9 protein-coding genes are annotated in these 13,312 nt (G+C 58.4%); 5 read left to right on the top strand and 4 right to left on the bottom strand.

Features of this window, described 5'->3' with window-relative positions; all coding sequences use genetic code 11:
* Window positions 1–414: 414 nt before the first annotated feature.
* The 3 genes from TZ00_RS19810 to TZ00_RS15680 all read right to left on the bottom strand — a co-directional run bounded on the left by TZ00_RS19810 (window position 415) and on the right by TZ00_RS15680 (window position 4,156).
* Entirely contained in the window at window positions 415–1,245 is an 831-nt protein-coding gene (locus TZ00_RS19810; protein ID WP_152631242.1) for a hypothetical protein, read from the bottom strand.
* 246 nt (window positions 1,246–1,491) lie between these two features.
* Window positions 1,492–3,378 (bottom strand): deaminase, encoded by a 1,887-nt coding sequence (locus tag TZ00_RS15685; RefSeq protein WP_152631241.1) that lies wholly within the window; start codon window positions 3,376–3,378, stop codon window positions 1,492–1,494.
* A 346-nt stretch (window positions 3,379–3,724) separates the two neighbouring features.
* Window positions 3,725–4,156, bottom strand: a complete 432-nt coding sequence (locus TZ00_RS15680; RefSeq protein ID WP_044443145.1) for a hypothetical protein — start codon at window positions 4,154–4,156, stop codon at window positions 3,725–3,727.
* 47 nt (window positions 4,157–4,203) lie between these two features.
* Between TZ00_RS15680 and TZ00_RS15675 the strand changes: the two genes are divergently transcribed.
* From TZ00_RS15675 to TZ00_RS15655, 5 genes are all read left to right on the top strand, one after another.
* The gene (locus TZ00_RS15675; protein WP_044443144.1) at window positions 4,204–4,482 is read left to right on the top strand and encodes a hypothetical protein; all 279 of its coding nucleotides are present in this window, start codon (window positions 4,204–4,206) and stop codon (window positions 4,480–4,482) included.
* A 92-nt stretch (window positions 4,483–4,574) separates the two neighbouring features.
* Window positions 4,575–5,210, top strand: coding sequence for a hypothetical protein (locus TZ00_RS15670; protein WP_152631240.1), 636 nt, complete (start codon window positions 4,575–4,577; stop codon window positions 5,208–5,210).
* A gap of 18 nt (window positions 5,211–5,228) precedes the next feature.
* Window positions 5,229–6,344, top strand: a complete 1,116-nt coding sequence (locus TZ00_RS15665; RefSeq protein WP_052521635.1) for an ImmA/IrrE family metallo-endopeptidase — start codon at window positions 5,229–5,231, stop codon at window positions 6,342–6,344.
* Between the two features lie 132 nt (window positions 6,345–6,476).
* Window positions 6,477–7,229: a Hachiman antiphage defense system protein HamA gene (locus TZ00_RS15660; protein WP_238579723.1), complete on the top strand. Its 753-nt coding sequence runs from the start codon at window positions 6,477–6,479 to the stop codon at window positions 7,227–7,229.
* The gene (locus TZ00_RS15655) at window positions 7,213–10,698 is read left to right on the top strand and encodes a DEAD/DEAH box helicase (protein ID WP_044443141.1); all 3,486 of its coding nucleotides are present in this window, start codon (window positions 7,213–7,215) and stop codon (window positions 10,696–10,698) included. The genes TZ00_RS15660 and TZ00_RS15655 overlap by 17 nt, the downstream gene beginning before the upstream one ends.
* Before the next feature lie 364 nt (window positions 10,699–11,062).
* Here the strand turns inward: TZ00_RS15655 and TZ00_RS15650 are convergent, their stop codons facing one another.
* On the bottom strand, window positions 11,063–12,853 hold the full coding sequence (locus TZ00_RS15650; RefSeq protein ID WP_044443140.1) for a UvrD-helicase domain-containing protein: 1,791 nt from the start codon (window positions 12,851–12,853) through the stop codon (window positions 11,063–11,065).
* Window positions 12,854–13,312: the final 459 nt, after the last annotated feature.

Below are 13,312 nucleotides of genomic sequence, written 5' to 3'. Positions count from 1 at the left end.
GCTTCCAGTCGATATGAGCAACTCACCTTCACTGGGAGCACGAGTAGTTGACATTCATCTTGCGAATGGACATGCAAATGCCATTCGCCACCACTGCGCTGACCGACGCTAGTCCTTCGGTAGTTGCAAAAACCGAAACGCCTCGAGAGAACTCGTGCTTCGGAATTGGGAACTAGTTTTGCCTGCGTGGAATGTGTTCCAGATCGCGTCGGGTATTCGGCTTCGAGCACCACCCTGAGGCCGTGAGTCGGTGCCCGTTCGTAGACAAGCTTCCCGCAACGCAGTTAAAGATTGGTACTAATTGATTCACTTCCAATACCGACGCACATTTGTGACAAAATAGCCCGTTCGACACAATCGAGGCAGACATATGAATCAATTTCGACCGGACCCGTCCAAAGAACAGAAAGGCGTCTAAGTATCTCGTATTTCGATTTCTAGTTTTTCCTCTAGCCGCCCGAATGCCGGGTGTTGGAACACTATTTTCACGGTCACGTCTGTCACTGGGGCTGGGAAATGGATCATTTCACGCCAGACACCCGCGGGAGCAATGCCTCCTGGTACGGAAACGTTTGCAAGTGATGGGCTTGGCCCCGCAGCGGAACTGAGCGACACCCGCTCCAGATCCAAATAGTCTGCGCTCAGATTCTCCAGGGAGAAGTAACCAACTCTTCGGCTTCGGGAGATCGAAGCTTTGAAGTAGGAGCCAGAAAGACTCTGACCTTTCTGTTCAGGATCTGAAGCAGCTGGAACAGGCAGGTCTTTAGCCAAGTCGAAGAGGACTCGGTGAAGTAACGATGAAAGGTCGGACCGTTTTGTAAATGTTCCAGTTATGTAGCCCGTGGCCTGCATGTCCTTGACGTATTCGACGAGCTCTTGACGCTTGCTCACATCAGCATTAACCGACACCTTGGACTGCTTTAGCCAAACGTAGGTCGGACGACCGCTGTTGCGCACCAAACTGAGTTCGTGCGCGCTCGACGGCATTCCGTTGGTGATTCCATTTCCCAGGGTCGTCCAAAACAAAGCGATGCAAGCGTCGGACGACAGGAGCAAAGTCGAATCGATGAGATTTTGACCACCCCGAGGATCATGACCGCCATGCGGTAGATCAAACTCCCACATTCTCGTCAAGAAGAGAACACTCAAACGCTCGCCGTGTTGCTGATTCCAATCGAGAACAATCTTAGGGATCTCTGCGCGGTCAGCCTTAAGATCTCCGGGGGAAGCGACGAAGATCGTCAATACCCGAGCGGTAAACACGAATACTAAGCGGGAAGAAGGGCGTCAATGTAGTCCGACGTCAGATCATCCCGTCTTGGAATTAACCCTGACTCCAACGCGCTCTGGGCCATCTTGAGGATCATGTCTAGACGATCTTGAGACAGTTCAGATATTTCCGTTACATCGTCTGATCCAAATTTTTTTTCCATTTTTATAGACCTTTAGTTAGATGGTGATTATTTACCCATAATTGCAAGTACCTCATAGCTAAGAATTATTTTCTAAACCATCGGCTATCTCTTTGATCATTCCGACCGTTTCTTTCGAAACAAATAACTCAAGTGACAACATTCCTACTTCGATCTCCGGATTGAGAGTCCCTTCAAATTCTCCGGGGTACGCAAGTATCAATGGCCTCACTGAGCCAACTTTGAGTTCCCATCCGACCTTCGAACCGATATCGCTCGCCTTGACTCCGTCACGGAGGCTCATTTTTCGTTTCACCGGTGAAAAAAGTGTTTCGATCCGAGCCGGGGCAATGCCCTCAAACGGAATGAACCGGACCCGACGTTCGGATTTGCCGGACAGATCGTCAGGGAAGACGACAATCTCTTCGGAATATAACGACTCCGCCATGCTCTTTCCGTAGGGCTCAACGTAGTAAAGGTCTTGTATTCCGAAAGACACTAGGTTTCTCGCACACTCGTGACAGGGAAATGTAGTTACAAACATCGTCGAACTGGAAGCTCCGGCGGATCTTCTAAAGGCGTCTGAGAGCGCCGCCATTTCAGCATGAACGCTTCGACCAAACTCGATCAGGTGCATAATCCGGGTGTTATCGAAGGCTTCAAGAGCCGAGAGCCCAGCTACCGCAGCATCGGAAGGAGCATTATCGTCACCATTCAGTCCATCTGCCAAGTTCTCCAACCACTCTTTGGTTCCAGCAAACTTGTCGTCGATTGAGCCCAACTCTTCTCGCCACGAACTCGGCGTAAACAGTATTCCCAAAAATGTTCTGATGGCATGTATGCGATTCGGGTCGCTTGGGTCAATGCCCCTTTGATGATCCCTGAAATCAGGGGAGTCTCCTTCTCGATATGGGCCTCCGCTGGGCTTTGCAACCTCATTCCATCCAGTTGCGATGAGTGAACCGTCATTGGTATCCACCAGAGCCGCGCCGACACTTCGCCCCATCGCCACTGACGATTTCGCAGCTAAGAATGCAGCAGCCATCGCATTCTCTTGAATCGTTGGAGTGCCGAACGGGTCACCGCATATCTGATTAACGAATCGGACTATCTGCGAAACAGCCGACGCGTCAAGGGTCGCGTTCGTCTTCAGCGGTTCCTCCCCGGGACCAAACTCCGCCCGGGAACGAATGAAGAGATCCGCAAGGTGAAAGGTCTCGTCAACGTTTAAGCGGCCCTTTGGATGTAGCAGTGGAACGGAGCTCAGAATTCCGGCGTCGATCGAAATTAATTCTTTTGCGAGATTCACCGCGTCACGGCTAATCTCCTGCCGTTTGGATCGCTGTTGTCCTCCTAGCCTCGTGTCGGCTCTTACCTCATCAGGAGACTGGTTGGATATCCGGTCAAATTGAGCCTCGAGGTAGTCCTGCCGCCTTTTCCTAGGTGCATTGATAGCAATGAGGAAGAACCTACTGCCGTAAACGCTCCGCATCATCTGCACTTCGTCTGGATGCATGAGATGAGTAACGATGTACGCCACCCCATCGCGACGGTTAAGAATTGCGTCTTGAACAACCTGCTCGCGCTCGGCATTGATGGTGAGAATTGCAAGACGAGCCGCAATCGAGTTGTCCAAGGCGACCCGTAGCATGTCCCCCGCTCTCATCAGGGCTCTATGTCCAGAAAAATTATGAGGGTCTGCCTCGCGATCAACGCTAGGAAGATCTTGGCCAATTAGATCCCTGTATGCAGCTCGAATCAGGCCAGAAAGTTTGATTTCCTTTGTCAAGTAGCCCGACTCGTGCAGCTGTGCTGACAGTGCGCTGGTTACCTGCTTCGTGTGGGTACCAATCGGCCTGGTGACTGCAAAATAGAGTGGCGGCTTCTTGAAAGTATTGAAGTCATCCGGCAGCGGGCTTCGCTCCGACTGCAAATCAGGCATCGCCCTTTCAGTACCTGTCGTCAAGTTCGTCACGCTACCCCCCGATTGCTGACGTTGTTCTCATGCTCAAGAAGACTAGCGTTGAGGTCCGACATTCGACGACCAAACACGCGATGGACCGATCACATTTCGGGGCCTCCAGGAACAAGTTCAGTCCAACCCGACCCAATGGCCTTCTTCACTGCACTCTCCGCGCTTGCAATCTTGTCGTCGCGCCTGCGGTTCGCCTCAGTCATCCGAGCCGCAGCTTCGACCACCTTCTCTGACGACACGACGCCGCGAGTGATCTCACACTCCGGGCACCACTGCGTCGAGAAGCTCGGCGCCCGGTTGGTGTGATGGACGCTCTGCTCCACGTTGCTCCCACATGTCAGCGTCCGAGCCCAGACATCGAGTTCTCCCTCCCGACGCTCGGAGACGGTGGCAAGGATGCGCTGGATTCTTTCTGCCTGATCGTGCGAGATCGGGATCGGTGGGCAGCAGTAGCCACAATGCTCCAGCGGTGCGCATCGCAGTTCGGATGCATCTCGCGGTAGCGCTCTTGGTCCGCGTCGAAGATGACGCGCTGTTCGTCCGTGAGATACATCGTCCCCGGCCAACTGCCGAGGTTGTCGATGACCGGCAATCCGCAGCCTCGGCATGCCTCACCCGCGGCCGCCTGCTCGCGCGTGAGGTACATCCCCTTGTCGCACCATTCCTGTCGCCTCGCTTCGTCGCGATGCGCGCGTGCTTCTTCCTTGAGTGCGTTCGTCACGCGACGCTTCTGCGTTCGTTCAGCCTTCTGTTCCTCGGTGAGCGGCATACCGTTCCTTCAGTCGCGATGTCTGAGGCCTGCCGGAGAATGCCAACATGCCTCAGCTCTACACAAAGAATGGCCGTCCGTTGCAACGAGACGGTAACCGGTTGTTTGCCGGATCGGGAACCTACCTGGGAACGATCCAGGCCCGGTACGTCTTCGACACCTCCGGCCAGTACTCAGGCACGATCGACGGCGACCGCGTGGTGTACCGAACCATCGACTCTGCTCGCATCTCCAGGCCAACGATTGCCGGACCCCGGGTCGGGCTTGCGGTGGTGAACGCAGTTCCGGCTGCGATCCTGGGCGATGAGCCTCCGTTTCTGAACTGAAGCATCAACACGCCGACCCTGACTCGATGTGGCAATTCTTTCACTCTCCCACTAGAGTGATACTCATCACCGGCCGCGAGAGAGGAACCGTCATGGCGATTCATACCCCCAAGACCCGCGAGGATCTCGCGCGCCACCTGTACCCAATGCGTCTCCAAGCGACCGTCTTCGAGCGTGCCGTCGCGGTGGGCGCTGCGGAGAGTCGCACCTACTCGAAGGGCGCGCCGAAGTCTGCACCCAATATGACTCGCTGGTACCGCACCGTCGAGGTAATTCACGAGCAACTCATGCTGCTGCAGCTCGACTGGAAGCGTTCAGACCCGCAGAATCTGCCCTACTTCTCTCAGACTGACCTCAACCTCGGACTGATCACCAGTAGTGGCGACGAGTTCACCGGGGTCGCCTGGGGCACGCCGAGCACCAAGAACCCGAAGGGCTCGGCCTTTGCGCGTCGCGTGGACGAGAACGGCCAGATTGCCATGTTCGGCCAGCCGACCGACGACGGTGGCGAAATCGACGTCAAGTACCTCTGGATCCTGCTCTACAACGAACGTGATGGCATGGTTTTCCTGGAGCTGTCTCGTCCGACCTCGATGGCCGGCAAGCAGATAGACAGCTGGTCGGAGCGGATCATCTTCCCGCCGTTCGATCTAGCGCTCGGTGCGTTCTCGTTCGAGGAAGACACCGAAGAAGACGAGGGCTTCGGCTTCACCGTCGCACGGCGCTAAGGCGCCGGGTTTCCCGCGATGAGCACTACCTTCATTCCCGCACGCCTTGAGATGGCGCGCGCCATCCGACAGATGACCGCAACCGCGCTCGCCACGGAAGCGGGCACGACCGCGCCTTGGGTGTCTCAAGCCGAGAACACTAAGAAGACACCGAGTCCGGAGCTTGTTCGTGAGTTCGCGCGCGTCCTCAACTTTCCGGTCGACTTCTTCTACCGCCCGGTCACGGCACTCCCGCCGTCGGATGCTTTCCATTTTCGGGCGACGTCGCGACTCGCGAAGAAGGACGAGGCGACAGCACGAAGCCTGTCGACACTGGCGATCGAGCTGTCGGACTGGATCGAAGCGACATATAGGGCACCGGCTCCAGAGGTTCCAGAGCTCCAGGATCTCCTCGACTCTGACGACTCACTGCCACCCGAGCAAGCCGCCGAGGCGCTGCGCGGCGCATGGGGTCTTGGTGTGTCACCGATCAAAAACCTCCTGCAGCTTCTCGAATCCAAGGGGGCCAAGGTCTACTCCGCCGGTGGGCCACTGCAAGCCATCGACGCTTTCTCGTTCCGGCACGGGGAGACACCGGTGATTTTCCTGAACGTGCATAAGTCCGCCGAGCGGCTACGTTTCGACCTCGCCCACGAACTCGGGCATCTCGTCATGCACGGTGGGTCATTGCATGTTGAGCCCGGCAAGGAAAAAGAGCAGGCCGCGAACGACTTTGCCAGTTCCTTCTTAATGCCGCGGGCCGACGTCCTCGGCTCGATCCGCGGCAACTTGATGCTCGAGGACATCCTGATGCTCAAGAGGCGCTGGCATGTAAGCGCAATGGCACTCAATCTTCGCGCGCATCGACTGGGTGTCATCTCCGACTGGACCTACAGCACACTAGCGAAACAACTCTCAATGGCTGGCTTCCGACGAAGCGAGCCCGGCTCCGACCTACTCGCCGAAAGCTCCAGCCTGCTAACGCAGGTCATGAACGATATGCGTGGCCAAGGCGCAGGATTCATCGAGATCGCGCGAGCGCTCGACGTGCGCGCACAGGACGTGCGGGATCTCATGCTCGGACTCGTGACGTTCTCCCTCGAAGGAAATGCGCAAACTGGGTCACGCAGCCAAGCGAACCTTCGGGCGGTCTGACCCATGAATGGTGGGAACTTTAATGAGCAGTCCGCTCTACCGGCGGCCGGTCTCGGACAATCACAGGCCGGACGACTCGTTTGACCTGGCCAATTTTGGAGGATTGTTCGGATGGCTCGGATTAAGACATGGGTGACCATCACCCGGGAGAACGTTGGCTCTCACAAGGTTGTGCGGATGGTGCCAGCCGACGAGGTCGCGATTGATGCTGGGGTAAAATGGGCCGCTGCCGCCGTTCCTCGTCATTATGTGTCTGCGGATGAGATCGCCGCAGTGTTACGCGAGCTCGGCAAGCCGGAGGCGGCGGAGGTTCTCAGCGGAAAGCTGCCGGTCAGTAAGCGGACCCGGTCCGGCGAACTCGGAGAGATTCTCGCCACCCAGTTTGTGGCGCGCGAACTCGGATACCGCATGATCGCACGCCTGCGGTGGAAGGACGGCCGCGAGATGCCCATGCGCGGCGACGATCTCCTCGGCGTTCGCATGGTGGACGACGACAAGCTCGAGTTCCTCAAGGGTGAGGCGAAAAGTCGCGCGAGTCTCTCGACTTCGACACTGAATGAGGCGGAAGCCGCCTTGCTGAGCGAGCATGGCCTGCCGACGCCCCACGCGCTGATGTTCGTCGCCGCGCGTCTGCGCGAAATGGGCGAAACCAAGCTGCACATGAAGATTCTCGCGGCTCAGCTTCGTGGACGTATCCGATCGGGCGATGTATTGCACCTGCTATTCACGTTTTCTGGCAATGACTCTCTCAGATTGCTCCGCGATCACACCGAGGCGTATAAGGGCAAGATCCGGCGCCTCGGTGTGGGGCTGCAGGTCCCAGAACACCAGGCATTCATCCGTCGAGTGTTCGAGAAGGTGATCCGTGATGCCCGGGCGCGTTGAGGATCTCGAAGCAGCGATCGGTCGGGCAACGGCGCCAGGCTTCCGTGGGCGGCTTCTCGCGCGTGGGGAAGCGCGCGCAATGGTATGGCGCGAAGGTGTTCTCCCAGAGGACGCTCCCCCATTTGACGTTCTGCTGAGCCATGATCTCCTCTCCTACGGGTATGCGCTTCTGGAGCACGGACTGGAACTGAGCGATCTAGAGGGATCTGCCGAGGCATCTCGACGGGCATTCGAGAACGCGGCGACAGCGATCGAATCAGTCATCGCCCGCGGGGAGGTAACACCGGACTTGGGCTTTCACAGGGTGGTGGCCGCAGCTAGCTTTCATCTCGCTCGATTCTCAGCGAGGGCTTATTCCCTTCTGGCAGCGACGCGCAACGATCAGAACACCTCCCCCACCGAGAGATGCCTGGTGCTACTCATGCTCCGGGACCTGGATAGCCTGACGACGCTCGTCTCCGGAAGCCGCGCGGACGAACGGGCCGCGGACGCAAGCCTTGCCGAGGAGTTGCGCTCGGTGCTCGCCCCGGATGAAGACAACGACGACGAGGCCGATGTCTTGGACATCGTCGATGCCGCATTGACCGATGCGTTCATGGGTGCGATCAGTGTGGCAATGCTCGGGTTCGAACGTGGTGAACCACCTCTCCTCACGGAGGCCATTGCACGACTCGAGGTGGGTATGCGCGGCGCGGCCGCTTTGAGCATGGTGCCGCAGTGGTGGTGTCATCGGCTGGCGACTCACCTGCTTCGGGGACTGTGGGAATCCAGCTTCCACGTGGTTCTGCCGATGGGGCCGGAAGGCGGGGACGCTGGCGACTGGGATCGCCTACGCGCCACATTCATCGCCTCGCTCTTCCGCCGACGCCGATCCGAGATCGACCTCTGGCCCTCCCAATTGGAAGCCGCGTCACGAGTACTCAACACGCAAGACAACCTCGTGCTCTCCCTGCCCACGAGCGCCGGCAAGACTCGCATCGCAGAACTATGCATCCTGGCGACCCTGGCTGAAGGAAAACGGGTGGTGTTCGTCACCCCGCTCCGCGCGCTCTCCGCGCAGACCGAGACTGCTCTCGAACGCACCTTCGTCCCTCTTGGCAAGACCATCTCATCCTTGTACGGCACCACCGGGGTCAGCGATGTCGACGAGAGCATCCTCCAGGGCCGAGACATTGTGGTCTCGACTCCCGAGAAGCTCGACTTCGCCCTCCGCAACGATCCGGACCTGCTCAATGATGTCGGGCTGATCGTGTTGGACGAGGGACACATGATCGGAGCGAGCGAGCGGGAGGTGCGGTACGAAGTCCAGATTCAGCGACTCCTCCGCCGTCCCGACGCGAAGACTCGTCGCATCATCTGCCTCTCAGCGATCCTGCCCGAGGGTGACGAGGTGAAGGATTTCGTTGATTGGCTCACAGACGATGAACCTAATGGACTGATCAGCAGTGACTGGCGCCCAACTGTCCTCCGATACGGAGAAGTCGTCTGGCGCGAGGACAACGCGAGACTTAACATTACTGTCGGCGGTGAGGAACCATATGTCCCCCGGTTCCTGACTGCGGAGGCCGTCCCCAGCAAGCAACGAAAGCTCCCGTTCCCGAAAGACGCGCAAGAGCTGACTCTGGCTACCGCTTGGCGCCTTGTAGATGACGGCCAGACCGTCCTGGTGTTCTGCCCGCTGAAGAGCTCGGTGAACGCGTTTGCCAAACTGATCGTCAAGCTGGTCCGGCAAGGCGCGCTTCGCAGCGTATTTGACGGCGACCCGACCGTCCTGAACACCGCGCTCAGCATCGGCCAGGAATGGTTCGGGGCCGATCATCCTCTCCTTGCCTGCCTGCGCCTGGGCGTGGCCATACATCACGGCTCTCTCCCGGGGCCCTACCGGAAAGAAGTCGAGAAACTTCTGCAACAGGGGGCGTTGAAAATCACGATCTCCTCCCCCACGCTGGCACAGGGACTGAATTTGTCGGCAAGCTCGCTTGTGGTGCATAGTCTGTGGCGCAACCGGAAGATCATCGACGCCGCGGAGTTCCGCAACATCGTGGGCCGGGCAGGACGAGCGTTCGTCGATTCGTCCGGACTCGTGGTACACCCGATGTTCGAACCCAGCCGACGAGCACGACAGAACTGGGAATGGCTCGTTGAAGATTCCCAGCTGCGGGACATGCAGAGCGGACTCGTCCGACTCCTCGCCACCATGCTCCAGAGGATGTCCGACAATCTCGGCGAAACCGATTGGGGCGACTTCACCGAGTACGTCACCGGGCTTGCCGACTGGTCCTTTCCTGTGATTGCCACCGAAGACGAAGAAGCCACAAACGAATCCATGAAGTCTTGGCCGGGCCAACTCGCGAGTCTGGATTGCGCAATCCTCGGTCTACTCAGCGACTCCTCAGTCGCTGAAGACGATCTCGGCGCTGCGCTCGATGCCGTTCTCGTTTCATCACTGTGGGCACGGACGATCGCTCGATACCAGGAACCTGTGCGCAACGCCCTGCGAACAGGTCTCGTGGCCCGGGCTGAGGTCATCTGGCGGAGCACGACACCAGATCAGCGGCGCGGCTATTACCTAGCCGGCGTTGGCCTCGCGACCGGCCGGGAACTCGATTCGAATGCTGAGCAACTCAACCGACACATTCAAATAGCCGAAGCTGCCATCCAACTCGGCATGAACGACGAAGCAATCGACGCGATCACCCGCTTCGCCAGGATCGCGCTAGAAATCTTCCCCTTCACTCCCAAGACCCGGCCCGACAACTGGGAAGAGATCCTGGTCGGGTGGCTCCGCGGACGCCCAGTCGTGGAACTCGCTGCCGACGACAGCCTCGAAACTGCAGAGTTCATTGAAGAAACCTTGGCATACCGACTCCCGTGGGCACTCGAAGCCGTCCGTGTCCGAGCTGCAGCACACCCCACCCCCGACACATTCCCCTGGGCCCTATCCAGTCCGGAGACCGGACTGAGCGTCGCTGCTGTGGAAGCCGGCACCCTGAACAGGGCCGCGTCGACGCTGATGCGAGCGGGCTTCGCCTCCCGGTCGGGAGCGCTCGCCGCGGTGGAGTCAACCGAAGCTGCATTCACGACCCCAGCCGGGCTACACGAGTGGATGATCTCCGAGGCAGCACAAATCGCAACCAGAGACGCGTCCTGGCCTACGCCGATCACCCGCGAGCTGTGGATGAGTTTCGCCACCCGCACTGTCGTCCTCCGTCAACGAACCTGGATTCATGAAGTGCACGAGGCTTCGGTGAGTTGGATTCCTGGCTACCTGCCCACCCCCGGTGAGCCATACCGAGCGATCTCCCACTCCGACGAAACAACCGTGCTCGAAGCAGCAGATGCCCGGCCTGTCGGAGTGCTGACCGCGCACCTGAACCTGCGCCGTCAGGGGCTACTGAAAGTCACCGCGATCGGAGCAGGAGACGTCGTCGAACTCGACTACCTGGGGCCGTCCGACCTTCTTGCTTAAACACTCGCTAAGGGCTAAGGGCTAAGGTCTGAGGCGCGTTGGGTGCCTAATCGAACTGACAACGCGGCCTGTTCGGGGCGGCCCACGAATACCTTCGCGAGACCCTCGCGCGGTGACTACTTGGGCGCTCCGAGTCGAGCATCTAGCCCGTCCGACGCCCTCAAGGGGCTGGGCCACGCAGGCGACTAGAGGGACGGTTCGCGCTTAACGCTTGGTCACATGGTGCGGGGACGGTTCGTTATGAGACGACACACGAGCTGGCTAAGAACTATCGTCTCTGACTCGCGGTAGTTACGTATCACTCGCGCGTCGTGGGTACGACGATTTGAGGGGCCTTCCGCCCATAGCCTGCCCCTGGAAGTACCTACGCGGAGAGCGATCGTGGTGTTCCCGCCTCGTCGAACTCGATCGAGATCACATTCCCCTGTCCTGCCCAGTCCTCGAGTACCGCGATTGCATCGTCGCTGAGCTCTTGAACGAACAGCAGTGCAAGGTTGTGTTTTGCTCGCGAAGCGGAGACGTAGAAGAGATTGCGTGAGTGCTGAAAACTCCCGGCCTCCCTAAGTTCTGGATTGCTCTGCGGAGCGTGGGCCGCGATCATCTTGGCGAAGTCGTACTTGGTCCAGCCGCGCCCGACAAGTACGATCACGTCGTCAAACTCTGCGCCCTTTACAGAGTGTTTGGTTGAGAAAACGGTGCTGTCTTCCAAGTACGAACGAAGCGCGCGAACTTCGGCATACGGCACGGAGCGTAGTGCCCGATGCTCAACCAGTTTTCGTGGTTCTCTAAGTTCCTCTCCCGCGCCGAGAGCCAGGAGCGCCTCCCTTAACTCGCGTTGTCTCTTAGCTACTCGCGTGGGTAAGGAGAAGAGATTCTGCGAGTTCAAGAGGTCCAACACGTTCCCGATCGTGCCCGTACGACTGGTCGAGATGACCGAATCGAAGTAATCCGACCAGCGATGCTTATCCTTCGGTGCATTGAGCGTTGGCTTCTTGCTCCCCAGGAGGCGGAACAACTCTCCGTATTTGTGCTCGGAGAACGCCTGCATGGCGGGTTCGACAATGTCGACAAGGTACTCGATCACCGGGTCTTCCTTGTTGGCAAAGGCATCGTTTGAGCCGAATACCCCTGGAAGGCTCGGGTAGCCGAGTTCGTTCGCGATCGTCGCGTGCGTGAGCATGAGGATCTTCAGATCCTCTGAGTCCTGGATCCATGTGCTGCTTGGGGACGCGTGTTGGAGCCATTCCAGACATGCTTGGGTTGCCTCTTGGGAGATCTGGCCCTTCCAATTTCTGCCTTGACGGACGCCCGGCCAGGAGTTGGAGTGAAATACCGTGACTGTGCCCTCACCGGCGTCGGCTCGAGGCGCCTGAGGAAGCTCCGGGCGTAGCTTGTTCAGGAAGCTGACGACCGATCTGTCCGATCGGAAGTTGGCGTTCTTCGGGATCGATGTGAGCGAAGAATGCTCGATCGAACCACATGTTCTGTCATAGATCTGTTGCCAGTGGTCACCGAAGAAACCAACGACAGGGCTTGTACGGTCGTCTCCGTGACCAGATAGCACCGCTTCAGCAAGCCCAGACGGGGTGTCTTGGTACTCATCGATAAAGATGACAGGAAATCGGTCGGTGATGAGCGACCGGAACTTCTCATTGCCGAAGAGCTGAATCGCGAACTCTGGGATGTCATTGTGATGGAGCGTGATTCGATCATCATGAACGCCGCGAATTCCAAGGTCGTACTCGATCGCCAGCCCACTGATCTCTGGATTCTCAGTAAGACGATCTTTCCAACTCTCTGAAGCGTGGAGGGCCACCGAGAGAGCCTTCTGGTATGGACTGATCATCTCCCATAGGAACCCGTGGAGGGTATCGGCGAAGATGGCGGGGTCTCCATCAGTTCTTGCTTTGATCTCGTCGCGGGCAACCTTGGTGTAAGTGAGACAGGCGACTCGTTGATCGCTGCGGGGAAGGTAGACGGACTTATTTTTCAGTATGCGTCGCAGGGCTTGGACCAGCGAGTAGGTCTTGCCTGCTCCTGCCCCCGCTTCGAGTTTGAAGTTCCTGCGACTATCGAGCGCGGCAAAGAGGGCCGCTAAAGCTTCCTCGCTCGCTCGCTCGGCGTTGTGAGCAACGGTGCTCTCCGGAGCGGTCATCGAACAACCACTCCCGAGTCGTTCGGAGCCTCAGCCACGGGTTCAACCCCGGTGGAGTAATTCAGTAACCAGTCGAGTCCTCGTTGAATGTATCGAGGGGTCTTCCAGCCCACCTCCTCAACGGCGAATCGCAAAGCGAAGTCGCTCTTCTTCAGACCGTCCACAGCCTCGCGAACGCGGGCCTCGTCCTGGCTGATATCGCCCGTGAGCGTGAGCCCTTCAGCAGAGGGGTTAGCGAGGAGGAAGGCGTCTTCGAAGGTGCGGCCACAGGCTTTTCCTTCACTCTCAGGAACTTGGAATGCAAGGTACCGCTTGCCACTGATGATGGCGTCGGGTCTGCTGCACGAGTAGGTGACATGTTGTAGTCACGCCGCCAGTGCGGCGGTCGTGTTCATGATGGTCTCGAACTCGATGGGCGTCAAACGGCCCAGGCGGGGTTGGCGCCTCCGGCGGTGGTAG

The organism is Agreia bicolorata (assembly GCF_000938265.1).
GTDB classification, from domain to species: Bacteria; Actinomycetota; Actinomycetes; order Actinomycetales; family Microbacteriaceae; genus Agreia; species Agreia bicolorata.
Note: the sequence above shows the minus strand (reverse complement) of the source record. Positions and strands in the feature narration are given on the sequence as shown.